This is a genomic window from Glutamicibacter sp. ZJUTW (assembly GCF_008370855.1).
Lineage (GTDB): Bacteria > Actinomycetota > Actinomycetes > Actinomycetales > Micrococcaceae > Glutamicibacter > Glutamicibacter nicotianae.
Genome location: NZ_CP043624.1, coordinates 1,266,023 through 1,289,772 on the forward strand (window position 1 = coordinate 1,266,023; position 23,750 = coordinate 1,289,772).

Annotated in this window: 22 protein-coding genes, 1 other RNA gene and 1 pseudogene; 16 read left to right on the forward strand and 8 right to left on the reverse strand. The window is 57.9% G+C overall.

Annotation, left to right across the window (positions count from 1 at the left end):
* The first annotated feature begins 2 nt into the window (after nt 1–2).
* Entirely contained in the window at nt 3–1,406 is a 1,404-nt protein-coding gene (locus F0M17_RS05975) for a class II 3-deoxy-7-phosphoheptulonate synthase (protein WP_038990356.1), read from the forward strand.
* 72 nt (nt 1,407–1,478) lie between these two features.
* On the opposite strand, the gene F0M17_RS05980 is transcribed toward F0M17_RS05975, so the two are convergent.
* The 3 genes from F0M17_RS05980 to F0M17_RS05990 all read right to left on the reverse strand — a co-directional run bounded on the left by F0M17_RS05980 (nt 1,479) and on the right by F0M17_RS05990 (nt 8,594).
* Nucleotides 1,479–3,695 carry a Stk1 family PASTA domain-containing Ser/Thr kinase gene (locus F0M17_RS05980; protein WP_121866516.1) on the reverse strand — a complete coding sequence of 739 codons (2,217 nt, stop codon included), beginning with the start codon at nt 3,693–3,695 and terminating at the stop codon, nt 1,479–1,481.
* A 202-nt stretch (nt 3,696–3,897) separates the two neighbouring features.
* Nucleotides 3,898–4,146, reverse strand: a complete 249-nt coding sequence (locus F0M17_RS05985) for a WhiB family transcriptional regulator (RefSeq protein WP_013348560.1) — start codon at nt 4,144–4,146, stop codon at nt 3,898–3,900.
* Between the two features lie 614 nt (nt 4,147–4,760).
* Nucleotides 4,761–8,594 (reverse strand): FtsK/SpoIIIE domain-containing protein, encoded by a 3,834-nt coding sequence (locus F0M17_RS05990; RefSeq protein WP_168201964.1) that lies wholly within the window; start codon nt 8,592–8,594, stop codon nt 4,761–4,763.
* 249 nt (nt 8,595–8,843) lie between these two features.
* Between F0M17_RS05990 and F0M17_RS05995 the strand changes: the two genes are divergently transcribed.
* The 14 genes from F0M17_RS05995 (at nt 8,844) to F0M17_RS06060 (ending at nt 19,811) form a co-directional block, all read left to right on the forward strand.
* Nucleotides 8,844–10,064 (forward strand): CpaF family protein, encoded by a 1,221-nt coding sequence (locus F0M17_RS05995; RefSeq protein WP_141358588.1) that lies wholly within the window; start codon nt 8,844–8,846, stop codon nt 10,062–10,064.
* 2 nt (nt 10,065–10,066) lie between these two features.
* Complete coding sequence (locus F0M17_RS06000; protein WP_038990360.1) at nt 10,067–10,918, forward strand: type II secretion system F family protein; 852 nt, start codon at nt 10,067–10,069, stop codon at nt 10,916–10,918.
* Nucleotides 10,915–11,856 carry a type II secretion system F family protein gene (locus tag F0M17_RS06005; RefSeq protein ID WP_149596661.1) on the forward strand — a complete coding sequence of 314 codons (942 nt, stop codon included), beginning with the start codon at nt 10,915–10,917 and terminating at the stop codon, nt 11,854–11,856. The genes F0M17_RS06000 and F0M17_RS06005 overlap by 4 nt, the downstream gene beginning before the upstream one ends.
* Before the next feature lie 99 nt (nt 11,857–11,955).
* On the forward strand, nt 11,956–12,153 hold the full coding sequence (locus tag F0M17_RS06010; protein ID WP_371737262.1) for a hypothetical protein: 198 nt from the start codon (nt 11,956–11,958) through the stop codon (nt 12,151–12,153).
* 6 nt (nt 12,154–12,159) lie between these two features.
* Nucleotides 12,160–12,579, forward strand: a complete 420-nt coding sequence (locus F0M17_RS06015; protein ID WP_149596662.1) for a TadE family protein — start codon at nt 12,160–12,162, stop codon at nt 12,577–12,579.
* Entirely contained in the window at nt 12,572–13,018 is a 447-nt protein-coding gene (locus tag F0M17_RS06020; RefSeq protein WP_246857146.1) for a hypothetical protein, read from the forward strand. The genes F0M17_RS06015 and F0M17_RS06020 overlap by 8 nt, the downstream gene beginning before the upstream one ends.
* A gap of 46 nt (nt 13,019–13,064) precedes the next feature.
* On the forward strand, nt 13,065–13,466 hold the full coding sequence (locus F0M17_RS06025; RefSeq protein WP_157066295.1) for a hypothetical protein: 402 nt from the start codon (nt 13,065–13,067) through the stop codon (nt 13,464–13,466).
* 60 nt (nt 13,467–13,526) lie between these two features.
* Entirely contained in the window at nt 13,527–14,642 is a 1,116-nt protein-coding gene (gene prfB, locus F0M17_RS06030; protein WP_038990407.1) for a peptide chain release factor 2, read from the forward strand.
* 280 nt (nt 14,643–14,922) lie between these two features.
* Nucleotides 14,923–15,720 (forward strand): cell division ATP-binding protein FtsE, encoded by a 798-nt coding sequence (gene ftsE / locus F0M17_RS06035; protein ID WP_038990409.1) that lies wholly within the window; start codon nt 14,923–14,925, stop codon nt 15,718–15,720.
* Nucleotides 15,717–16,631 carry a permease-like cell division protein FtsX gene (gene ftsX / locus F0M17_RS06040; protein WP_066137562.1) on the forward strand — a complete coding sequence of 305 codons (915 nt, stop codon included), beginning with the start codon at nt 15,717–15,719 and terminating at the stop codon, nt 16,629–16,631. Before ftsE ends, ftsX begins: the two co-directional genes overlap by 4 nt.
* Before the next feature lie 107 nt (nt 16,632–16,738).
* The gene (locus tag F0M17_RS06045; protein WP_246857148.1) at nt 16,739–18,148 is read left to right on the forward strand and encodes a M23 family metallopeptidase; all 1,410 of its coding nucleotides are present in this window, start codon (nt 16,739–16,741) and stop codon (nt 18,146–18,148) included.
* Between the two features lie 54 nt (nt 18,149–18,202).
* Complete coding sequence (gene smpB, locus F0M17_RS06050; RefSeq protein WP_073707668.1) at nt 18,203–18,682, forward strand: SsrA-binding protein SmpB; 480 nt, start codon at nt 18,203–18,205, stop codon at nt 18,680–18,682.
* A gap of 113 nt (nt 18,683–18,795) precedes the next feature.
* Nucleotides 18,796–19,164: a transfer-messenger RNA gene (ssrA, locus tag F0M17_RS06055) on the forward strand.
* 173 nt (nt 19,165–19,337) lie between these two features.
* Nucleotides 19,338–19,811, forward strand: a complete 474-nt coding sequence (locus F0M17_RS06060; protein WP_149596665.1) for a DUF2568 domain-containing protein — start codon at nt 19,338–19,340, stop codon at nt 19,809–19,811.
* A gap of 47 nt (nt 19,812–19,858) precedes the next feature.
* Here F0M17_RS06060 and crcB read toward each other — a convergent pair whose 3' ends face one another.
* From crcB to F0M17_RS06075, 3 genes are read right to left on the reverse strand one after another with little or no spacing between them, the layout of a single operon-like run.
* Nucleotides 19,859–20,239 (reverse strand): fluoride efflux transporter CrcB, encoded by a 381-nt coding sequence (gene crcB / locus F0M17_RS06065; protein ID WP_149596666.1) that lies wholly within the window; start codon nt 20,237–20,239, stop codon nt 19,859–19,861.
* Nucleotides 20,239–20,700: a CrcB family protein gene (locus F0M17_RS06070; protein WP_149596667.1), complete on the reverse strand. Its 462-nt coding sequence runs from the start codon at nt 20,698–20,700 to the stop codon at nt 20,239–20,241. Before F0M17_RS06070 ends, crcB begins: the two co-directional genes overlap by 1 nt.
* Nucleotides 20,697–21,191, reverse strand: coding sequence for a universal stress protein (locus tag F0M17_RS06075; protein ID WP_149596668.1), 495 nt, complete (start codon nt 21,189–21,191; stop codon nt 20,697–20,699). Before F0M17_RS06075 ends, F0M17_RS06070 begins: the two co-directional genes overlap by 4 nt.
* A 178-nt stretch (nt 21,192–21,369) precedes the next feature.
* On the opposite strand from F0M17_RS06075, the pseudogene F0M17_RS17655 reads away from it, so the two are divergent.
* Nucleotides 21,370–21,738 (forward strand): annotated as a pseudogene (locus tag F0M17_RS17655) (IS1380 family transposase); the annotation flags it as partial.
* A gap of 458 nt (nt 21,739–22,196) precedes the next feature.
* On the opposite strand, the gene F0M17_RS06085 reads toward F0M17_RS17655, so the two are convergent.
* Both F0M17_RS06085 and F0M17_RS06090 read right to left on the reverse strand, forming a co-directional pair.
* The gene (locus F0M17_RS06085; protein ID WP_149596670.1) at nt 22,197–22,607 is read right to left on the reverse strand and encodes a hypothetical protein; all 411 of its coding nucleotides are present in this window, start codon (nt 22,605–22,607) and stop codon (nt 22,197–22,199) included.
* A gap of 14 nt (nt 22,608–22,621) precedes the next feature.
* Nucleotides 22,622–23,650: a hypothetical protein gene (locus tag F0M17_RS06090; RefSeq protein WP_149596671.1), complete on the reverse strand. Its 1,029-nt coding sequence runs from the start codon at nt 23,648–23,650 to the stop codon at nt 22,622–22,624.
* Nucleotides 23,651–23,750 lie beyond the last annotated feature (100 nt).

Genomic DNA, 23,750 nt, shown 5'->3' on the forward strand with positions numbered 1-23,750 from the left:
GAATGGGCAAGGTGAGCGAAGAAAACCGAACCCCATTGCCCGGCTCCTCTGTAGCCGGCCCCGCCACCGATCCGCAACTAGATTTGTGGCGTGAACTGCCAATTGCCCAGCAGCCGACCTGGCGTGAGCACAAGGACTATCAGTCCTCCATCAAGGAATTGGGTTCGCGTCCGCCACTGGTATTTGCCGGCGAAGTCGACGTATTGCGCGAACGCCTGGCCGCGGCGGCCCAAGGCAAGGCCTTCTTGCTGCAGGGCGGCGACTGCGCCGAAACCTTTGCCGACGCGACCGCAGACAAGATCTCATCGCGTGTGCGCACCATCTTGCAGATGGCCGTCGTGCTGACCTATGGCGCCTCGATGCCGGTCATCAAGATGGGGCGCATGGCTGGCCAATTCGCCAAGCCGCGCTCCTCGAATGACGAAACCCGAGATGGTGTAACTTTGCCGGCATTCCGCGGCGACATCGTCAACGGCTTCGATTTCACGCCGGAGTCGCGTGCCCACGATCCAAAGCGCATGGTGCAGGCCTACAACACCTCATCTGCGACGTTGAACCTGATCCGCGCCTTCACCCAGGGCGGATTCGCCGACCTGCGCAGCGTGCACTCTTGGAACAGCGGCTTCATGGCCAATCCGGCGCACTCCGCCTACGAGCAGCTGGCCGGAGAAATCGACTCGGCCATCCGCTTCATGGATGCCTGCGGAGCAGACTTCGAGGCGCTCAAGCGCACCGAGTTCTTCGCTTCCCACGAAGCCTTGCTGCTGGACTACGAGCGTGCGCTGACCCGTACCGACTCCCGCACCGGCCTGCCGTACGCGACCTCGGGCCACTTCCTGTGGATCGGCGAACGCACCCGCCAGCTGGACCACGCCCACGTTGATTTCCTCTCGCGCGTGCGCAACCCAATCGGCGTGAAGCTGGGCCCAACCACGGACCCAGAGGACGTTTTGGCGCTGATCGACAAGCTCGATCCGAACCGCGAGCCGGGCCGACTGACCTTCATCACCCGCATGGGTGCGAAGAACATCCGCGAGAAGCTGCCGAACCTGGTGGAGAAGGTCACTGCATCAGGAGCACAGGTGCTGTGGGTTACCGACCCGATGCACGGCAACACGGTCACCAGCCAGAACGGCTACAAGACCCGCAACTTCGAAGACGTCATGGACGAAGTCCGCGGCTTCTTCGAGGTGCACGACTCGCTGGGCACCTTCCCGGGCGGTCTGCATGTGGAGATGACCGGCGACGATGTTGCTGAGTGCCTCGGCGGCGCGGATCCGATCCGCGAGGAAGACTTCGATTCGCTGTATGAGTCGCTGTGCGACCCGCGGCTGAACCACCGCCAGTCCCTGGAAATGGCCTTCCTGGTCTCCTCGGCACTGCAGAGCCGCAGCCGCAATCGCTAGCAGCTAGAAAAGTAATCCGGTTCCCCAAGCGGGAACCGGATTATTTTTTGTGAACTGGAAGCGCCAACGGCCCTAGAAAGCGTAGATGCTGATCTCGCTGCCGCGCACGGCTTGCTGGTGCAGCGGAGATTGCATGCGCACGGTTTGGCCGAAACCGCCAAAGACATCATGGGTCTTGACGGTAAAACCGGCGGATTCCAGCGTCGTGACGGCTTCTTCCACGCCCATGCCAATCACGGACGGGATCTGGACGTACTCCGGTCCTTGCGAAAGATTTACCGTCACGGTGCTGCCATATGGGACGGTGCCCTGAGCTGGATCCTGGAGTGCGATGAGGTCTTTTTCGACCGTCGAGGAATGGACGGCTTCACCTGCCTCAAGCTCCAGGCCAACCGCCTCAAGCTTCTCCTTGGCCGCCTCCTTGCCAAGGCCGATGACCGAGGGAACGCTGACCGGAGCATGTCCCTTTGAAATGGCAAGGGTGATGATGTTCTTCCTCGGCAATTTCTCGCCGGCGGCCGGGGCGGAACTGATGACTTCGCCCTCCTTGACCGATTCCGAGTAGGCTTCGGTGGTCTTAATGTCCTCGAAGCCGACCTCGGCCAGGGCCGTGGTGGCCTGCTCAAGGGTTTTCCCGGCAACATCCGGAACCGCAAAAAGCTGCGGCCCTTGTGAAACGATCAGGTCGATTCCCTGGAACTTCATGATGTTTTCGCCGGTTCCAGGTTGCGAATCCACCACCCGGCCGATGGCAATCTCATCGTCGTAGGCGGTGCCTATGCGAACGGGAACGCCTTGGCCGTCCATCTGCGCGACTGCCTGGGACTGGAGCATTCCGGTCAATGACGGGATGCGGATAATTGTTCCGGGGCCGCGGCCGAAGAACCATCCTGCGCCGGCCACCAGAGCGACGACGAGGATCCACATCAGCGTGATGACGAACCTCTGCGTTCCGGTGCGCGGCTGCCGCAAACTGTGGGTGGGCACCTGGGCTTCCTTGCGCCACTTCCTTGCGGCTTGCTTCTGCGCACGCTTCTGGCCACGGACCGACAGCGGAGCTTCATCGGCTTCGCCATGTTCTTCGGTTGATTCCAACTCATCGCCACGGGAGTACACCGACGTCGCGGCAATTCCAGGATCCGAGCCGGGATCAGCCGCACGAGGCGGGGCCAAGGTGGCTTGCGCGTCGCGAAGGTCCAGGACCTCGGTGGCATCGGCGGCGGCAATGACCGTCGTACGATCAGGATCGGCTGGAGCATCATCTAGTTCGTAGCCGGTCTCTTGCTGTGCAGCGTTCCGCTCCAGCCACAGCTGTTCACGTTCTTCCTCGCGCTCGCGCTGCATCGCATCAAGGCGCTGCTGCAGCGTCGTAGGCATCTGCGCGAATGCTTGCGGTGCGAGATCTTCGATCCCGCCGAGATCCTCGGCACCGACATCCAATTGCGCATCGCTGAGCGTGGAGCGGATCTGGATGATCTCCTCCAGCAGCAATGAGGCATCCTGCGGACGCTTTTCCGGATCCTTCTCGGTGCACCATCGAACGAGTTCATCGAGATCTTCGGCCAAATCGGGAACCAGGTCCGAGGGCGGGGGCATGGGGGAGTCCAGATGATGTTTCATCAATGCGGCTGCATTGGTTTCGGTATACGGCAATTGCCCCGTCAGCATCTGATAGATCATGATGCCCAGGGCATAGATGTCGCTGCGCGAATCGGCTGGCGAGCCTGAAACCAGTTCAGGAGAAACATGGGATAGCGTTGCCACGAGCGTCGCCGACTGGGTATGGGCGCTCGCGGCACGGGCCAAGCCGAAGTCGGTGACTTTGACTTCACCGGTATCGGAGAGCAGCACGTTGGCCGGTTTCATGTCCCGGTGGATGATGCCCTCGCTGTGCGCGGCGCTGAGACCGCGGCAAATCTGCTCAAGGACACTGAGGGCCTGGCGCGGTGTAAAACGCCCGCGTTCCTCTATGACCTGTTCGAGATTGCGCCCGCGAACATATTCCATCACGAGGTACACCAGATTGTCGCTCACGTTGTGATCTCGGATTGAAACCACATTCGGATGGGTGATATTCGCGGCGATGACAGCTTCAGATTCGAATCGTTCACGAACCGTGGACTCGCTGGCGAAGTTGTCATTCAAGATCTTCACGACAACGGCTCGGTGCAACCGCTTGTCCATGCTGCGGTAGATCCGTGACATGCCACCCAGAGCGAGCAGATGGTCGAGCCGGTAGCGGCCATCCAGCGTCTTGCCCAGGTTCGGGTCGGTCAGGGCCGGGCTCATTTTGCGGACGCACCTGCCTGAACGGTGCGCGCGAAGCGGGCCAGAGTCACTAACGGATCCTTTCGAACATGAATACTACTTTTAATGTACCTAGGTGAGCTGACAATTTGCCGTTTAAACTCGAAATCCGCCAGTGGTGTTGACCGCTGGCGGATTTCGTATAGCGTCTCGGGTTGCGAGAATTACCTCGAGCGCAGCTCAATTAGGAAGCGCGGCGAGCTCGTGCTGCGCGACGCTTCAAGGCACGGCGCTCATCTTCGCTCATGCCGCCCCATACCCCTGCGTCCTGGCCGGACTCAATGGCCCACTGCAGGCAGGTTTCGGTTACTTCACATCGACGGCAGACGCTCTTGGCCTCTTCGATCTGCAACAGGGCCGGACCGGTGTTTCCCACTGGGAAAAACAGTTCCGGGTCCTTTTCCAGACACGCCGCGCGGCTACGCCAATCCATGCTTATTGATGCTCCTTGAAATCTGAGAGGGTCTGAAACGCCAACGGCAATCAACACACAGGCAACAATGACCTAGGAGTGAAATGAATTCCTGGTTGCCTAGTGGTTAACTTCTGGCGTTTCGAAAGGTCGGTGAAGTCCATTCGGGCACTTCGTTTAACCAACCACATAAGGTTTTCATGTAACGCGGAAGTAAACAAGAGTCACGGAAGTGAAAAGTTGCTGAATGCCTGAGGGCTTTCTCACATGGCATTTGGCACCTGGATCCGCTAGTTATCGGTGGTGTGGCGCGAACAACAGCGAAAGTCAATTGTTGCGGTTTGAGTTCCTGTAGAAGGTCAACGAAAATTGTTGATGTGAGCAACGAAAATACAACCTCGTCCCGCCCAACCAGTGTTTTCGTGGTTGCCGCGCTGGTCCTGATTGAAGCACTGGCCACCCTGGCGTACGCCATCAGCTACATGCTGAACCTGGATGCCAATGGAACAGTCAACATGGGTGGGCAGCTATTCATGCTGGCTCTTTGCTTGCTGCTTGCTGTTTGGCACGGCTCGGTTGCCATTAACTTCTTCAAGGGAAAAGCGTTCACTCGTGCTCCGATTATCGTTTGGCAACTATTCCAGCTCATCCTCTCCGTTTCGTTCCTGAGCTCCGACATCCCGATGGTGACGGCCGCGGCGGTCCTGTCCATTGTGATCGCGGGAACTACTGTGGTGATGCTCTTCGCCCCGAAGACGACCGCTTTCCTCGGAGACCGGCCGAATCGCTGAAAGCCCGCCAGATAATTCGTACGGAATGTGAATCACACGAGGGTTGCCTCGTTTAGAGATAATGGCGGCCCAATAATCCTTGAACCCTTGGTCAATCTCCGGGTGGATCGGCGGCCAGTTCATCGGTTGAAGATCCTGCGGATGATGGGCTTCGACAACAATCACCTGGCGATCATCTAGCCCGTTGACGCTCATTCCCAAGTCGTAGGCGATCCTGTTGGACGGTGGAACGAATAGCACGACACCGATCCCTCTGGACTTCAGCGCCTCAATGATCGGGGGCAGGCGCGAATCACTAGTGGTTTCCAAGTAGACGCAGAGCAATTCCTGCCGGTCCCCGGATGAGGCGTCATCGAGAGCCCGGACGAACCGATCCAAGCCCGACAAGCCGCAAATATGCATGGCGTTCCAGCGCCCAGCGAGCACATCGCTCAACTGCCCGCGCTGTAGCGTATCGGGACAGAGCACAATGGCTAGTTGCCCTGCTGGTCGAGGCACGGCTTCACCATCAAAGGGCGAGAATCCCAGAAAAGTTTCCGGGCGCAGCGCAGATCCTGCAAAGATCTCTCTGGCCGTTGGCCGGACCGGCCAGGCGCTATCGGCGACGCCAGCCGAATGTGCGTGGGTGAGTTGGAAGACTTGCGGCGGTTGCCCGGAACTTAGTTTGACTCCGCGGCCAGGCAGCGGAGAACAGGCCGGAATCTTGGGCCAGATCATCTTCAACGACTCGGTGGCGTTGAATGGGAAAAACCATTGCTCGGTGCAAAGACCAGTGGACTTCATGGCATTCTGGTCCCGGTCGACTGAACAAAGAACCATTGGCGATTCAGGCCCGCCGAAGCGCAATAGCGTACCGAGTGCTTCATCCAAGCGTTGAAAATGCTGGGGGTGGATGTTGGACTGCAACTGGGTGAGTGAATGTACAAGAATGATCAATGCCGGATCCTTCGGCATGGATTCCACGAAGTCGACAGCTTCGAAGAAGTCGTAGGGATCTTCACCGGTGACAACTTTGAGGTTCTTGGCGGCATCAGGAACTGGTGATGGACCGAAGCACAATATTTTTCTTGTCGAATCGGCAAGGGAAGCAAATAGCGTGCGTGCACCGGCTTCAGGCAGGCCGCAGATCAACGTTGATCGTGAACGGGCAGGGTCGAGGACCAGCGGCTCGAGCCGGGCCAGATGCAGGTTATCTGCAATACCGCAGCAGATAGCCCCGCGCTCCTTCCCCTCCCAAGTCGGCGGCGAAGGCCATGGTTCTGATGGCAATGGCAACGCCGGGGCAAAACCGGATGCCGGCAGCTCCGTACCTGACCATCGTGAAGAAAGCTCGGAGGCATGGTCGCGCAATGGATCTCCGGTTGCTGATGCAACGCTCTTCTCGAATTGGCACAGGGGAAGCAAGGTGAGATCTTGGCGATTCCGCTCGAATAATTCGCCGTGCAGAGGTGGCTCGATGGCCAGATGGAATTGCAGGCACCGAGTTGGCTTGGAAGCACTCTTGATGATCGCCTGGCCAGGGAAGAGGAATTTGGATGCTTGGACGGAGCCAACCAGTTCGATCGATTCGCCTGGGTCGTTGACCCTCAAGGCGATTGTCGTGTTCAAGTTCGCCTTGGTTTGCCCGGTCAAGGCGCCAGCCGGTCGTTGCGTACTGAGAATCAGGTGGATACCGAGAGCCCGGCCTACCGCAGCCAAGCGATCAATTCTGGCGCTGGCTTGAGGCAGGGTTTCGATGAAGACGCGGAATTCGTCAATGACGACTACCAAGCGAGGCAGGACTGGGCCTGGTTCAGCGAGATCTTGATATTCGGCAATGTCGCTGCAACCGTGATCCGCCAAAAGCTCTTCGCGCCGATGCACTTCATGCTCCAATTGCTCTAACGTACGCTGAGCCGCGGCTTCATCAAGGTCACTTGCGAAGAGCTGGACGTGGGGCAAGCCTGCATAAACACCGAGCCCAGCTCCACCCTTGAAATCAATGAGCACGAGAGCGAGCTGAGCCGGCGAATAGTTGCAGGAAAAATCTGCGATGATGCGCCGGAGCGCTTCTGACTTGCCCGAGCCGGTCGTGCCGCATACCAGTACGTGCGGACCGTCCTCGTGAAGGTCGAGGAACACGTCCTCTTGCTGGTCATCCAGACCCAGAAGCGCGCGTAGGCACCGGGAGCCAGATGGCCTTGAGTCTGGATTCTCTGTTGCTGCTTTCTTAGGCAGCTGCACATATTGCTGCACCATCTTGTCGAACCGAGCGAGGCTCAGCGTGCCCAGGCTCTGAAGAACTAGCCGTTCGTCGGGCAAATGCGCACAGACGGGGCTTGGAACAATCCAATTCTCCACAGACTCGGACAGTACCGGCGAAATGCCCAGCACCAGTGTGCCGGATATGGGCTGCGGTGATTGGGCAGTGACGTACAGCGTGGCCAGACCGGCTTCCTCTTTCCTGAGGAAGCTCGATTCATCGGAATCGGACAGATGGGACATGCAGACGTTGTTCATCAAGAGCAATGACGCAGGAAGACAGCGAATACTGGGATCGATCACCAGCCGTAGCTGGCCGGCATGTATAGCCGGGAGGTAACGCGCAAGAACTGCGGCGAGAATCGATCCCGCACTTTGCCCTTGCACAGTCTTCAATTGCCAGACTCCCGGGGTGCTTGGGAAGAACACCGGGCCAAACCAGGGCGCATCCGTCTTCGTCTTTCTGAGGCCTCGAAATATCTTGCGCACGCCCGTGGGAGAAGGACGAGAGAATTCTTGGGGAGACCACAGGCCCTCGCCCCAAACCAAGGGTGGTATCCGATTACAGGACAGGCCCAAAGACGAAGCATCCAGTCCAGCTACGAACGCTTCGCCAAGGTCCGGGGAGTATCTCGTTCTTGCGGCGATCGCGGACGCCCGCTGATCTTGCATTTCGCTTTTCCACCGACGCCGTTCCACCACCAGCTGACCCGCAGGTACCAGCCCCATCAGGGCAGAAACGCCGCTCAAGACCAGGAAGAGCATTGAACCGGTAACCACGGCAAGCAAGACGCCGGAAATGATCGGAACAAATGCGGCTAAGGCCAATGCAATCAATCGGGACAGTTCGGGCTTTGAAGGTGCCTGGATTTCCAACTGTTCGGAGGAGACCAGATGACCGGAGTCGGCAACTAATGGATCGCCTACGGCGAATTCGGTGTTGCCTAGCCGGAAGCGTGATCCCTGCTCCAGCTCGACGGACTGGCGGTGGCTTCCATCTGGCATGGCAATTTCTTGCTCGGCACACGCGTGCAGGTGCAAGCCCTGTGCTGTCACGATGACCTTCGCATGATTCCTGGAAACCAGCGGATCTTCCAACCAGAGCGGGGCAGTTCGGCCGATGGCATGCTCTCCCTTCGTGAGCGGAATCCAGGCACCAGCGTCGGGGCCGCGAAGCACTAGCAGCTTGAGGCGCGAAGCAGCGGTGCCTGAGACGAGAGCGGGCTGGGGCAGTTCATGGAGCACGAGGCGATCGGCAGCAGACAGAGTCTCCAATTCTTCTATCCGCGTTGCTCCCGCAAACCATCGATGGTCCGGGAAGTTCCGCTGCAGGAGCGCGGCGAGCTGCTCGCCCGAGATTCGCCCGGACATGACAAGTTCGAATTGTCTCGGATGCTGGAATTTTCGGGAAACCAGAAGCAATTCATAGCGGACCATGAGCCCTCCTGAAAGTGATGGAAAGTAGCCTTTCCCATCAAAACCAGCAATTTGGTCGGCATCGGGAAATATAAATCCCATTGTGGAGAAAGAATTAAGAACTATCCACAACTGCAGCAACCTCTTGAAAGCGGTCTCCGCTGCAGATAGCATCCCTTGTCATACGAATAGGTATGCTGCACCGACGACGCGCTCGCCGATGGTCCCCGACTTCGGGATCCTCCAACAGGAAAGCCAAAGGAGCCAGTGGTGGATGCGCTGTCCATTGTCGAAGACGAAGTACGTGAGCTGGTCCGGCGTCGCGGATTGGACCCAGCCAAGCAGCCAGCGATGATCCGGGCCTTAATCGATGAAGTCATCCGAGACTACGACGAACGCGCATTGCTTGGAGCTGTGCCTTCACTTGGATCGCTAGAGGCCGCCCAACGTTCAGTTTTCGACAACGTGTCCGGTTTTGGACCATTGCAACCCCTGCTGGATGATCCTTCTGTCGAGGAAATTTGGGTCAATTCACCGCATCAAATTTTTTGCGCAAGGGGCGGCCAAAGCGAACTGACCCACATCCGCATGGAAGCGGCCGAAATTGCAGCCCTGGTAGAACGGATGCTCAAGTCCTCTGGCAGGCGCCTGGATCTTTCCCAACCATTCGTCGACTGCCAGTTGCCCGACGGATCTCGTCTGCACGTCGTGATTCCGGATATCACCCACGAGCATTGGGCCATCAACATTCGCAAGTTCATAGCACGCGCAGGAAAGCTCGAAGACCTGGTCGAGCTCGGATCATTGAGCGAACAAGCGGCGAGATTCCTTTCCACCGCCATCGGCGCAGGTCTTAATGTCATCGTGACTGGCCCTACCCAGGCCGGAAAAACCACAATGCTCAACTGCCTGGCATCAGCGATCGGCCCCAGGGAACGAATCATCACCATCGAGGAAATTTTCGAGCTCAATCTCTCGCTACGGGATGTCGTTGCGATGCAAACACGTCTCGCCAATCTTGAAGGAACTGGCGAAATCACCATGCGCCGATTGGTCAAGGAAGCTCTGCGCATGCGCCCTGAACGCATCATTGTCGGCGAGGTTCGCGAGGCAGAGTCCTTGGATATGCTGATTGCGTTGAACTCGGGAATCGCGGGGCTGTGCACCTTGCATGCGAATTCTGCCCGTGACGCGATCACGAAAATTTGCACCTTGCCTCTGCTTGCCGGACCGAACATCACCAGCGACTTCACCATCAAGACGGTAGCCGCATGCATTGACCTAGTTGTCCATTGCGTACGAAGCCCCCAGGGCCATCGCTACGTCAACGAAATTCTCAGTGTGCGCAATCGCGTGGAGGAGGGGCAAATTGAGTCCTCGACGCTTTTCGAACGGCAGGCCGATCGCCTGCAACCGGCCAGGGGTGCTGATTGGTCGCATGAAAAGTTCGATGTAGCTGGCATCAATATTGCCGAACTGATGGCGGTGTAGCGGTGGTTGCTTTCTTTGCTCTCCTCGGCGGGCTGGGCATTGCCCTCATGGTTGACTGGTTGCTGTTTGCCCCGTGGGAGAAATCGCCTAAACGCAGCTCGGCGATCAAGAACGCATTGCTCCATGCGGGCATGAGCAATCTGGCGCCGGCAAAATTCATCGCAATTTGCGCGGTCTGCGGGCTGACTTTCGCGTTGGTGACCTTGGGACTCACCGCTTCGTGGCTCTTCGCCGTCGTGTTTTGCCTCTTTGGGTCATTTGCACCATGGGTTTATCTGCGCCATCAGGCAGCTAAACGCCACGCGGCGTTGCAAGAGCAATGGCCCGAAGTGGTTGACCACTTGCGAAGCGCCATCCGGGCAGGTCTCTCGCTTCCTGAAGCCTTGAGCCAGTTGGCAGTTGTGGGACCGGACGTATTGCGGCCTCTATTCCGGGACTTCGCCTTGGACTATCGAGCCACCGCGAACTTCTCTGTGGCACTGGACCAGCTGGGCGAACGATTGGCAGACCCGGTAGCTGACAAAATTCTCACGACATTGCGCATCACCCGTGAGGTCGGAGGCACCGACTTGGGCCATACGCTCACAACGTTGTCGGCGTTCCTGCGAGATGACGTGAGAACACGAGGAGAACTCGCGGCCAGGCAATCATGGATTGTTTCAGCAGCACGTCTGGCCGTTGCGGCGCCGTGGATCTTGCTGCTGGTCCTGGGCACCCAGGAAGCTGCGAAAGATGCGTATATGACATTCGGGGGAGTGATCGTGCTCGGCCTCGGCGTGGTGGTTTCGTTCGTCTGCTATCGAATCATGCTCCGGCTCGGTACCTTGCCGGTAGAAGAACGAGTGCTGGCATGAGCAGCTATACGTCATGGGCGGCGCTTTGCGGTTTGGGACTTGGTCTGGGTCTATGGCTGGTCTTCGTGAACCTGCCGGGCTGGCGCAGAATGGCCTTCGCTGATCGTATTGCGCCGCACGTCCGTGTTGGCGTTCGAAGCTCGCGCATGCTTGAAGACTCCTGGCACTCGGACTCCGGGCACTCGGCTTTGGGCCAGCTAGCTGCCCCCATGCTGCAACAAATCAAGAAGCTGGCTAGCTTGCACAGTCCTTCTGCCGGTACGCTCCGGAAGCGCCTGAACGCTGCAGGATTGGACATGAGCCTCGTTGACTATCGGTCCCAGGAAATCGTTTATGCTTTGGCTGGTTTGGTAGCAGGTTCTGCATTCATGGCTCTTGCTGCCGTCCAGTATCACGTTTCTTTGTTCTTGTCAGTGCTGGTTGTCATTGGTTTCGGAATTTCGGGCTACGCCTTGCGTGGTTGGTGGCTTGGCGAACAGATCCACCGGCGGTCTAGAAAAATACTGACTCAATTCCCCACCGTGGCCGAGGTGCTGGCGCTAACTGTCGGCGCGGGCGAATCCACAACGGGAGCAATCGAGAGAATCTCGCGAATCTGCCATGGAGTGATCGGCGAGGAATTAACGAAGACCTTGAACGACATTCACGCAGGTACGCCGATGGTCCAAGCTATGCAGAATATGTCTGACCGGATGCAAGTCGGGGCGATGACGCGCTTTGTCGATGCGATCGTTGTTGCCACAGAGCGGGGCACGCCCTTGGCACAGGTGCTCAGAGACCAGGCGCAGGATGTTCGCGATGCGTCGAAACGCGAACTGATGGAAGTTGCCGGAAAACGTGAAATTTCCATGCTCATCCCGGTGGTATTCGGCATTCTGCCGCTCACGATCGTTTTTGCCGTATTCCCCGGCCTAGCGTTATTGGAGATGAGCTACTGAACGGTGCATAGAAAATCTTGAACCTCTCACTTTGAATTCTTTTAGCACATTGGAAGGGCTGTCATGAACCACGTACAACAAATGATGCTCAAACTGGCAATGCAGATCATCGCGGCCGGTGAACTACTCATTCATAAGCTTTTTCCGAAACTCAGGGATAGCAGAGGCGACGTTCCGGGGTGGGTCATGATCACGCTCATGTCTGCTTTGCTGGTCGCCGCGTTGCTGGCCATCGCAGGACCTAGGCTGCAGGACCTGTTCAACCAGGCAATCGATCGAGTTTCCGGATTGGGATAACCGCGCATGAGCTTTGGTGCGCGGTCATCCGGAATTCTGCGCTCCGTGGAGCCCACGCGCAGCGAGCGCGGGTCTGCGGTAGCGGAATTTGTCATGGTGACAACGTTGCTTGTGGTGATCGCAATGACGCTTGTCCAACTCGCGCTGGTTCTGCATGTGCGAAATACGCTGATTGACGCGGCTTCCAACGGCGCCCACTACGGTGCACTGGCCAATCGTTCAGCGGCCGATGCCCAAGGCAGGACCCGGAGATTGATCACCGAAAGCTTGCATGGTGGATTCGCCCGTGACATTGCCGTGAGCACCACTCCAGTAGGGGACAGCCAGTTGGTTACCGTATCGGTCAGCACCCGAGTGCCATTGATCGGGCTCTTGCCCAATGGGTGGGACTTGCACGTGGAAGGAGAAGCAGTGCGTTATGGGTAGGGCCAAGAATCTGGCTACCGCCATGCATCGCAGAATTCGGAATGAAGATCGTGGAAGTGCGGTAGTGGAATTCGTTTTTGCTTCAACCGTCTTGCTGATTCCCCTGGTGTACTTGATACTGGCCGCCGGCCAGCTTCAAGGAGGCAGCTATGCCGTGGTTGGTGCTGCCGATCATGCCGCCAAGGTCTTTGCCGCCGCCGAAGACCCTGTGCAGGCGAGGAACGATGCACACGCTGTTGTGCGAAGAACCATGCACAATTTTGGGTATCGCAACGCCCGCACTTCAATTCGTTGCGAAATGGAATGCTTGAGCCCGGGCAGTGTCGTCACCGTGACTGTAGCCTTGGATGTCCCGCTGCCTTTCGTATCCGAATGGGTCGAGGCGTCCGCATTCACCGTGGATTCCTCCGCGTCGCAAAGGACTGATCGATTTGGCTAGGCCGCAGCGTGCCGTCCGGAATCTGCGGAATGAGGATGGGCAATCCTTGGTGCTGGCAATCGGCCTGTGCGCCATCACATTGCTGACCATTTCCGTGGTGCTGGCAGCCAGCGCCGTCAATCTCAAAGCGCGTCAGCTGTTGTCAATTGCCGACGGAGCGGTCGTGGCTGCCGTAGACGAATTCGAGTTCGTTGCGGACAACGGCAACCCAAGGATCCAGCTCGACCAGCAACGCGTGCAGCAAGCAGTGCAGCAGTACCTGTCAGACGTTGGTGCGGCCGGCCGGGTGGAGAATCTGCGAATCGGCCGGGTCCAGATCATGCCCGATGGCCAAGGCGCGAATCTCCAGTTGAGCGGTTCGGTGCAACCGCCGATAGTAGGGTGGCTAGTTCCCGGTGGAGTGCCGATATCAGTCGAATCATCCGCTCGAACCGTATTGAGCAGGTAATCACCACGTTGGCCGCCGGACTCAATGATCAGAAGCCAAATGACGTAGTCTTAGAAGACCATGGCAAAAACTGACTTCTCCGCTGAAATCCGCTCACTGCGTTCTACATTCTCCGCAATTGAAGACGTGAGCGATGTCGAGCAGATCAAAGCTGACATCGCAGTCCTCTCGGAAGAAGCGGGCGCTCCCAACCTCTGGGATGATCCGGCCGCTGCTCAAATCGTCACCAGCAAGCTATCCCATCGCCAATCCGAGCTGGAACGGCTGACTCGGCTGCAGACGCGAATCGATGATTTGGAAGTCCTGGTTGAGCTTGCCGAGCTCGAAGAAGACGACGATACGCTGGATGAAGCTGACAAGGAGCTCACCAGCATCCAGAAGGCCCTCGCTGAACTCGAGATAGTCACCCTCCTCAACGGCGAATTCGATGCCCGAGGTGCGGTTGTCACGATTCGCTCCGGTGCCGGCGGTGTTGATGCCGCGGACTTCGCGGAGATGCTCCTGCGCATGTACCTGCGTTGGGCTGAACGCCGTGGATACAAGGCCACTGTCATGGACACTTCGTACGCCGAAGAAGCCGGCCTCAAATCGGCAACCTTTGAAATTGATGCCCCGTATGCCTTCGGCACGCTCTCCGTAGAAGCCGGTACCCACCGCCTGGTGCGCATCTCGCCATTCGATAATCAGGGTCGTCGCCAGACATCGTTTGCGGCCGTGGAAGTTGTGCCGCTGATTGAGCAGACCGACACTATCGAAATCCCGGAATCTGAAATCCGCGTGGACGTGTTCCGCTCCTCGGGGCCTGGCGGCCAGAGCGTCAACACCACCGACTCCGCGGTACGCATGACGCATATTCCTACCGGCGTCGTCGTCTCGATGCAGAACGAGAAATCGCAGATCCAGAACCGTGCCGCCGCGCTTCGAGTTCTGCAGTCGCGCTTGCTGCTCTTGAAGAAGGAGCAGGAGGACGCGCAGAAGAAGGAACTCGCCGGCGATGTGAAGGCATCTTGGGGTGACCAAATGCGCTCCTACGTGCTCAACCCGTATCAAATGGTCAAGGACCTGCGAACCGAACATGAAGTGGGCAACACCCAGGCGGTGCTTGACGGTGAAATCGACGATTTCATCGATGCAGGCATCCGCTGGCGTGCAGGACAACGCCGACCAAGCAAGTAGGCGGTCTCGCTGACACTGACCGCGGTGGACGCTTCTGTCATGCAGGGTGTAAGCATCATCACCGTTGCGGATCCTGCTGCGCCAATTACAGCTAGTCATGCCGAAGCTGCGCACTTCGCGTTAGCTGGACGTACGGCATGAATCTTGCAACACGCCTTATATTTCGGCTGGTTCGCAACCTTGCACCGATAGTGTTTGGAAGACTGGCGCATCAATAGACGTTTGATCTCGAGATTGGTGTTCGTGGGTCGCGCCCCGACGAAGACTAGCGATTGAAGACATGATTAAATTCGAAAACGTCTCGATGGTTTACGAGCCGAAGCAGCAGAATGCGGCTTTGGACGAGGTAAGCATCGAGATAGACCGTGGCGAATTCGCCTTCCTGGTTGGTGAATCCGGTTCGGGTAAGTCGACCTTCCTCAGCTTGGTGCTGCGCGAAAAGCGCTCCACCGACGGATCCGTCTACGTGGCCGGACAGAACCTCAACCGCATACCGAGCCGTCGTGTGCCCAAGCTGCGCCGCGACATTGGATTCGTTTTCCAGGACTTCCGCCTCTTGCGTGAGCGTACGGTCTTCGACAACGTCGCGTTCGCCATGGAAGTCATCGGTGCCTCCCGTGCCCAGATCCGCGAGCGAGTGCCGGACGCATTGAAAATGGTCGGCCTCGAAGACAAAGCACGCCGCAAGCCAACCGAGCTTTCCGGTGGCGAGCAGCAACGCGTTGGCATTGCCCGCGCCATTGTGAACAGGCCGTCGATCCTGCTGGCCGATGAGCCTACTGGCAACCTTGACCGCAAGAACAGCATCGAAGTGATGAACGTGCTCAATCGCATCAACCAGAACGGCACGACCGTCCTGATGGCTACGCACGCGCACGAGCTGGTGAGCGAATACCGCCACCGCGTTATTGAACTGAAACGCGGACGAGTCATCCGCGATGAAATTGATGGCCAGTACACGCCGATGACCACTGTGGTGAACCAGGACGGCTCGCGTGAACTGCTCGTCGGCGATTCGGCCGTGGAATACGACGAAGAATCGCAGGTTGCCGAGGATAAGAAAGACGAGGACCAGTGAGACTAGGATTTATTCTCCGCGAAGCGGCGAAGGGCCTGCGGCAAAACGTCGTCATGGTTGTTTCCGTGGTGCTGGTGACCTTCGTATCGTTGACCTTCGTTGGCGCTTCGGTATTGCTTCAGCTCCAGATCAACCAGATGAAGGGCTACTGGTACGACCGCATGGAAGTCGCGGTGTACCTCTGCGATGACACGAGCACCTCACCGAACTGTGCCGGCAGTGCGGTCACCGAGGAACAGCGGCAGGACATCGAGGAGATGCTCAAGTCCGAGCAGCTCGCCCCATACATCAAGGAATTCGCCTACGAATCCAAGGAACAGGCGTACGAGAACTTCCTTGACCAATACGAGAACTCCGCGTTGGTCGACCAGGTCACTGCAGAACAACTTCCCGAATCCTTCCGCGTCGCACTCGTTGATCCGGAAAAGTATCCGGTGATCAACGAAGCGTTCTCCACCGTTGACGGCGTTGACTCGGTAATCGACCAACGCGAACTGCTTGAAAAGGTATTCCAGTTGGTGCGCGTGGCTTCCGCTGCCGCCGCCGTCGTGGCAATCGTGATGATTGTTTGCGCGGTGCTGCTCACCGGGACGACCATTCAGCTCTCGGCCATGCACCGGCGGCTCGAAACAACCATCATGCGGCTGGTCGGCGCTTCGAAAGCAACGATTCAATTGCCATTCATCATCGAAGGCGTGATCGCGTCGCTGATTGGCGGCCTGCTGGCTTCGGGCACCCTGTGGTTGCTGCTGAAGTTCCTGGTTGAGGACAAGTTGGCCAACGAAAACGTCGGTGTAGCGTTCATCTCTACCACCGAAATATGGCTAGTTGCTCCGATACTCTTGATTATTGGTATCGTTTTGGCCACAATTTCATCAGTGGTAACGTTGAAGCGTTACCTGAAGGTTTAGCCGAAACGTTATCTAGGCTTGAACTGAAGTACGCAATTTCTTAAAGGAGCTTTATGCTGTCGAACGCCGTGCGACGTAAATTCTTACGCGCCTCTATCGGTGGAGCTATGGCTCTTGCGCTCACTCTGCCAGCAGGCCTTGTGGTCGCTGACGAGCTGGACGACAAGAAAGCTCAGGTCGAGAAGAACATAGAAAACCTCGAGACCGACATGGAATTCCTGGATGCCGACATCCAGGAAACCGACAAGAAATTGCGTGACCAGCAGGCGCAGGTACCCATTGCCCAGCAGGCATTGGCTGACGCGCAAAGCCGCGTAGCCAATGCCCAGGCCACCCTCTCCGATCTGAACAACCGCTTGATCAGCGCGCAGGCGACTCGTGATGAAGTGGCCCAGCAGATCGAAGAAAACGCTGCGAAGCTGTCCGAAGCGGAGGACGCGATGGCGCAGATCGCCGCGGAAGCCTATAAGCGCGGCGGTGTCTCGGGCGGGCTGGACATGATCCTCAACATGGATTCGGCAACCAAGATGGCCGACGGCCTGGACATGGCCAATCGTGCCATGGAATCCCAGAATGCCGCATACAACGATTTGGCCCAGGAACAGGCCAATAACGAAAGCAACAAGCTTCGCCTGGTTGCCGTGGAGAAGGAAATCTCCTCGTTGAAAGCCCAGGCAGAGGAAGCTTTGGCGCAGGAGCAGGCAGCGCGAGATGCTGCGCAGAACGCCAAGAACGAGCTGGATGCACTGGTAGCCAGCACCGAAGCGCTCAGTGCCGAACTCGAAGCGCAGAAGCCGCGCATCCAGGCGAAGCTGGAATCGCAGCAGAAGGAATACGCTGCGGTCAATCAGCAGATCAAGGAACGCCAGGAGCGCCTGATCCGGGAAGCCGCCGAGCGCAAGCGCAAGGCAGAAGAAAAGGCGCGTCGCGAAGCAGCGGCCGAGCGAAAGCGCATCGCTGAGGAAAAGGCCGCCTACGAGGCTGAGCAGGAGCGCAAGGCTGCCGAAGCCCGAGCGGAGAAAAGAACCTACAAGAAGAAGCCCTACGTTGCACCGAAATCCCAGCCGAAGTCTTCGGACTACGCCGAGCCAAGCAGCTGGGGATTGATTAAGCCGACCACCAGCAACCGTTTGACCTCGACCTTCGGATGGCGCCCAACGCCAGCCGGAACCATCGATTACGGTGGCCGCGGCGGCTATGTGCACGCGGGTATCGACTGGGGCTTCGGCGGCCAGTGCGGCTCGCCCATCACGGCGGCAGCATCCGGCGAAGTCTGGATGGCCGGGTGGGGTGGATCCTCGGGCAACAAGGTCACCATTTCGCATGGAGTCATCAAGGGCAAGGCCCTGGCCACCAACTACCACCATATGTCCCGCATCGCGGTCAGTGTCGGCCAGCATGTGAAGCAGGGCCAGATCATCGGCTACGTTGGCACCACCGGCAATTCGACTGGCTGCCATCTGCACTTCGAAACGATCATCAATGGATCACATGTGAACCCATTGGGACTTCTCTAGCGCTAGACTTGTAGTCTGTGCGCGGGAATCCGCCCGCGACATGCAAGGAGTAACGTGGCTAAGAAGAACCAAGAAGATCGAGTCATCGCGAGCAACCGCAAGGCGCGCCACGATTTTGAAATCCTCGACACCTTCGAAGCTGGCATGGTGCTCACCGGTACCGAAGTGAAGTCGCTGCGCGAAGGCAAAGCTTCGCTCGTTGATGGTTTCGGCCAGTTCTACCGCGGTGAGCTGTACATCGAGAATGTCTACATTCCCGAGTACCTCAACGGATCGTGGACCAATCATGCGGCTCGTCGTCGGCGAAAGCTCTTGCTGCACCGCCAGGAACTGCTCAAGATCGAGCGCAAGATCGGCGAAGCCGGCCTGACTGTCGTACCGCTGAGCTTGTACTTCAAATCGGGTCGGGCGAAGCTGGAAATCGGTGTCGCCCGCGGTAAGCGCGAGTACGACAAGCGGCAGGCCCTGCGCGAAAAGCAGGATAACCGCGAAGCATTACGTGCCATGCGCGAACGCAACCGCGGCAACGCGTAAGCAGAGGTTGTGGCGCATTTCGCATTGGGGCAACCCGGCGTGATGCGCTATGATTGATGAACACGCCCTAGGGTGTGGTTGCATCCGGGAAACCGGGACTGACAACAAAATACGGGGATGATCGGTTTCGACGGTGTGAGTCGCGACAGATGAAGCGGGCCGAGGACGCAAAGTTATCTCGTAAACGCTCTTTGCAAACCAATAAGTGCCGAATCAAAGCGCACTGACTTCGCTCTCGCTGCCTAAGCAGCCAGACAGTCCGTTAGCCAGGGGACGCTATCGCCCCTGTTCCTAACGTCATTTAGATAGCCAATGTATTCAGCAGTTGTTGCCGCTGCTGAGTACACATTCAGGCAACTGTGCCCGGATCAACCACTTGTTTGCGTGATGGTTGGGGCAGAGAAAATCCACAGCAAACTGCGCCCGGAGAAGACCTGGCAACACCACATCGGACGGGAGTTCAATTCTCCCCATCTCCACAATTTCCGGCTCCGGATCCAAGCCCGCAAGCTTGGATCCGGAGCTTTTTGTTTGCCTTGAAGTCAGCCGCCGCATCGCGAGCCTGTTCGCGGGATGGAGAATTTGCACATAGACTTGAGATGAAAGTCGAAGGCTTTGAAATGCCGCGTGCAGAAACGGAGTGAGATTGAAGTCGATGGGTAAAAAAAGTTCCCAGCGGGTATCGCCTTTCCTCTCAGCAACCTATGCCGCAGTGGCTTTCCTCTTGGAAGTCGGGCTGCTGTTCGCGGCGGCACTCGCAGCTATCGCCTTCATCCCCTGGCCGACCATTCCAGCAATACTCGTCGTGGTCATTCCGCTGCTGATCCTGTGGTCGATCTTCTTCTCACCGAAGGCAGTCATCAAGCTGCGGCTGCGGACGCGCCTGCTCTTGATCCATATCATCTACCTCATCGGCGCCTACGTGCTTTGGCTGAGCGTCGACCATTCCTTCTATGACCAGTCCCAGATCTGGGCGATTGCGATGCTCTCGTTGACCGGTATCAGCGCCATCCTGGTGCTCGCTACCGGCGGCTACGTGGTCCCGCACGACCGGACCAAGAAACCGGAGAAGCCGCTTCCGAACCGAGCACGAACCGGCGCCCCCAAGGGACGCCGCGCAGCACGCTAGAAACTCAAGAAAAAAACCAAGCCGCAAGGCTTGGCTTTTTTCTTGGGCTAAAACATCCCTGCGACCTGGAAACCGAGCCACGCGGCCAGCACCGCACCCACCAAGGTGCCCACGGCATTGGCAAAGCTGGCCGCGATGCGGCCTGACTGGAGCAGCCGGACAGTTTCGAAGCTGGCAGTGGAAAACGTCGTGTAGCCACCAAGCAGTCCGGTGCCCACGGCCGCCAACCATTGGGCCGAGAACAGCTGCTGGGCCGCCAAGCCGGTCACCGCTCCCAGCGCGAAGGAACCAGAGAGGTTGACCAGGATCGTTCCCCACGGCAGCGGGGCAGCCAGCCACCGCCTGATGAAGGCATCAAGCACGTAGCGCAGGCAGGCGCCGAGGCCGCCGCAGAGCGCAATAACAATAAACAGCCCGGGGGAGAGCACTAGCGGCGACCTCCCTGTTTGCGCACGGCGCTCCTCGCGGCGACGGCAATGCCGCACCAGGTGGCCAGAGCCCCGCAGAGCACCGTGAGCAATCCATAGACTGCGGCCGGTAACGCTGCACCCGAGGCGTACAGCAGCATGCTGTCGGTGGCCAGCGCACTGTAGGTGGTGAAGCCGCCCAGGAAACCGGTGCCGAGCAGCAGGCGCAGCCGGCGGCGCCTGCCCTCGTCGCGGCCGCCGCGCGACAGCGCCTCCAGCAGTAAGCCCAGCAGGAAGGCTCCGAGCATGTTGACGAGGAAAATCGCGACCGGGATATCTCCGACGGCAGTCAGCAGCATGCCCAGCGCCTGCCGGCAGGCGGTTCCGGCCGTGCCGCCGAGGAACACCAGCAGCAGGAAGCCCGGGTTGAGCTGGGAACGCCGTGCAGTGCCCGGGCCAAGGGGTGTTGGCGGGCGGGTCATGGACGTTGATCCTGTTCTGCGCTCTCGGCGGGGCGGGCAGGGACCAGCAGCACCGGGTGGTGGTGGCGATGCGCCAGCTGCACCGCGACTGAGCCGTTGAGCAGCTCGTGGATGATGCTGGCCAGGGAACGCTGGCGGACACCGAGCACAATCAGCACCGCATCATGGCGCACTGCCAGCCATGCCAGCTGCTGCGCGGGCCCACCGGCGGTGGCATGCACCTGCCAGTCAAGCCCGGTGCCGTCGAGCTGGGCGTGGAGCTGGAGCAGCAGTTCCTCGGGGAAGCGCGCGATGGCTTCCTCCCCGGATTCGGGATCCAGCGGTGCGCTGCGGATGGTGCCATCGGGCAGTTCTTCGATCAGGTAGCCGGCGGCATTCACATGCACGCACAGCAGCCGGGTGCCCAGCGCACCGGACAGATCCGCGGCCGTGGCCAGCACATGGGGTTCGAGCCGGTCAGGAACGCCGAGGATGATCGGTCGCTGCTCCATCCGGCCTCCCCAGGCGTTCAGGCGCTCAGGTCCGCGCCGCTGTTGTTCATTCTCGCATAGCCGGCCAGAAGCTAGCTCGGTGTTTCATGAAGATCCGCGCAATTATCCGTCGTTAAAGACGAAAGGGTGATCTGAACTGAGAAAGTAAAGGTGTGGAAGCCAAAATTCCATGAGTTCAATGATCGCTCTGTCAGTGCACAATATTACCGGTCTTTACCCGCAGCTCCCAACCGCGACCACATCCCAAAATCTAGTGTCCCACGCAGGGCTGGTACGTTGACCGGACCGCTCAACAGCCTCGGGTTCTGACAACTGGCCGAGGACCGGCTCGGGCAGTTTGTCCCCGCCATCGCGACCCACCGACCATGAAAAATGGTCAGCGACCTGGTCCTGATCCGCGACGAGAGCGGGGCACATCACCGATACCGACCAATAACGCACTACCTCAGGTGTGTTCGAGCTGGTGGCTTCCGAGGCGACGTTCAGCCGTTTCTTCACCCGGATCACCGAGCTTTCTGGCGCGTTCGACTACGGCTTCGCCACCATGCGCCATTACACGGAGAACCGCACCCGGGCCCATGTGTTCCTTGGCATGCTCACCGGACGCCTGACCTGGCACCTGCGCACCGCCGTGGCCGAACTGCCGTACAACGATGAAGACAAGCCCGTGTGCGTTGTCGGGGTCGGGGAGAGCTGCAAGCTGCTGGCCATGCCGACCGCCACCCGGCACCGAGTCATGGAACTGATCGCAGACCAATTGGACCAGTGGAATAGCGCGGGCGTAGGCAGACACGGGAAAGGGGAAACGATTGGATCCACGTGATTCCGTGGAGCCAGCGATTTCGCTAACTTAACTTCAGATTCAGAGGAGACCGACAGAGAGACCAAACAATTACCCTACGAGCAATACTGACAGAACTGCATCAAGATTCATTGCTTGACAAACAAGCTAGCTAGGATCTGATGGAAAATACCATCAGATCCTAGCTAACTTAGGAATTCGAATTACGACCAGTCATGCTGGGCAAAAAGAGTGTCAATAACTTCTTTCTTCTGTTCGAAAGTCAGGTCCTGGCCACTCATGTCAAGCACGATGTTCTTCCACCTTCGACCTTCATCTCCCAGGTAGGTAGCGTACTGCTCTGCAGCACCCTGAGAATCAAACCGGAGGAAATTTCCACTTGAAGTGGACCAACCTTCGACACATAAGTCATTGGCGCACAACTCTTGCGTTTTCTCCTGAGGGTCGAGAGTAGTACTCGTTGATAGGGTGTCGCGCAGATTGTTGTTTCGATCCCTCTCGAAGCCTCCGGACAAATACCAGGCGCCAGCGATGACTATCACGACCAGGATCGCAACAATAACGAGAGGCCCTCGCCACTTACGGTCAGCCTTCTTTGTAGCTTGTATCGACATGATCGATCTCCGTTCTAGTACCGTGTAGCGGTTTTCCAATTGCAGTGATGCACTGCAACCCCATATGACCAGTGGACAGTGCGACTTACTCGGAATCGCTCAAGGTTCCATTGTCCCGCAAATGCCGAACCCGCAACATGGCAGTCGAACTGCTGCTTCATACTAGCTTTCCCAAGCAAAGCTTTTCTTGCCGTACTGCTCCAAGTCGTGGCCTCTGTCCAGCCAGCGCCCCTCAAAATAGCTTGGCCGGCCGCGATTCCTGCAAGTCCACCGCCTTGAGCAGCTCCGCTATAGATGCTGTGGCCCCACCAACTCAGGTCCAGATTTACGCGCGGTTGACCAGAGTACTTGTCGACAGAGATTTTTTTGAAGATCTTAATGCCCATCCACGGATCAGCTGTAACGGGAAAAGCAGTAGAACCATCAAAATCAATATATTGACGTAAAACACCATCAGCGTACTCGTAAGACGTTGCTATGGACTTTCCTGTGGCATCCTTTGCCCAAGGAGCTGCCACGCCACCGAGGAACTCTTCATCAGCTCCGAGAAAAAGAATTGAACCGTCTTCTTGCGGAATAGCCTGCGCTGATTTCGGCAACGTAAGATCGTACTCGTATGTCTTTGGTGCCTCAATGTTCGGAATTACGGTGTGAATACTGACAGAAGCGTCGTCATAGACCTGTACACTGACATCAACACCGCCATCTTTAGCCGAATCGTACTTAACGACCCCATCTCCCGTAACGCTTGCTGCGTCTAGAGAAAGGTTTTTGGGCAGGGACATGCCTATAGGTGAGGCATGCTCGGCGTCGAGGAGGACGATTCCGCTATTTTTTGCGGGTGCAGTGATTGAAGTGTCGTTGGCGCTAAAGGAGATCTTTCCACCAAGATCATTTGCGGGCTTGGCCTTTCGGCTAGCTTCCTGAGTTTTCCAAGTCTCTTCTGCAGTTTCCGAATCGCTAGATGTGACAACCTTTTCAGATTGAGCATCCGGGGTAGCCTGGGCGGCTGCAAAATTTGAGGCGACCAGCGCAATGGTCATTGCCCCTGTAGCTAACCACTTGCAAGCAATGGTTAGCTTATTCGATTGAATATTCAACGAATCTTTCCCTTGATTTGCTGTGAAATGACGTGCGAGTAAT

Coding starts and splice junctions, on each gene's coding strand:
- F0M17_RS06005 (WP_149596661.1), top strand. CDS start 10,915: ATGAGCAGCTATACGTCATGGGCGGCGCTTTGCGGTTTGGGACTTGGT.
- F0M17_RS06045 (WP_246857148.1), top strand. CDS start 16,739: ATGGCTCTTGCGCTCACTCTGCCAGCAGGCCTTGTGGTCGCTGACGAG.
- F0M17_RS06060 (WP_149596665.1), top strand. CDS start 19,338: ATGGGTAAAAAAAGTTCCCAGCGGGTATCGCCTTTCCTCTCAGCAACC.
- F0M17_RS05990 (WP_168201964.1), bottom strand. CDS start 8,594: ATGGTCCGCTATGAATTGCTTCTGGTTTCCCGAAAATTCCAGCATCCG.
- prfB (WP_038990407.1), top strand. CDS start 13,527: ATGGCAAAAACTGACTTCTCCGCTGAAATCCGCTCACTGCGTTCTACA.
- F0M17_RS06015 (WP_149596662.1), top strand. CDS start 12,160: ATGAGCTTTGGTGCGCGGTCATCCGGAATTCTGCGCTCCGTGGAGCCC.
- F0M17_RS06075 (WP_149596668.1), bottom strand. CDS start 21,191: ATGGAGCAGCGACCGATCATCCTCGGCGTTCCTGACCGGCTCGAACCC.
- F0M17_RS05980 (WP_121866516.1), bottom strand. CDS start 3,695: ATGAGCCCGGCCCTGACCGACCCGAACCTGGGCAAGACGCTGGATGGC.
- F0M17_RS06090 (WP_149596671.1), bottom strand. CDS start 23,650: ATGACCATTGCGCTGGTCGCCTCAAATTTTGCAGCCGCCCAGGCTACC.
- F0M17_RS06010 (WP_371737262.1), top strand. CDS start 11,956: ATGCAGATCATCGCGGCCGGTGAACTACTCATTCATAAGCTTTTTCCG.
- F0M17_RS05985 (WP_013348560.1), bottom strand. CDS start 4,146: ATGGATTGGCGTAGCCGCGCGGCGTGTCTGGAAAAGGACCCGGAACTG.
- F0M17_RS06085 (WP_149596670.1), bottom strand. CDS start 22,607: ATGTCGATACAAGCTACAAAGAAGGCTGACCGTAAGTGGCGAGGGCCT.
- F0M17_RS05975 (WP_038990356.1), top strand. CDS start 3: ATGGGCAAGGTGAGCGAAGAAAACCGAACCCCATTGCCCGGCTCCTCT.
- ftsE (WP_038990409.1), top strand. CDS start 14,923: ATGATTAAATTCGAAAACGTCTCGATGGTTTACGAGCCGAAGCAGCAG.
- F0M17_RS06070 (WP_149596667.1), bottom strand. CDS start 20,700: ATGACCCGCCCGCCAACACCCCTTGGCCCGGGCACTGCACGGCGTTCC.
- F0M17_RS06020 (WP_246857146.1), top strand. CDS start 12,572: ATGGGTAGGGCCAAGAATCTGGCTACCGCCATGCATCGCAGAATTCGG.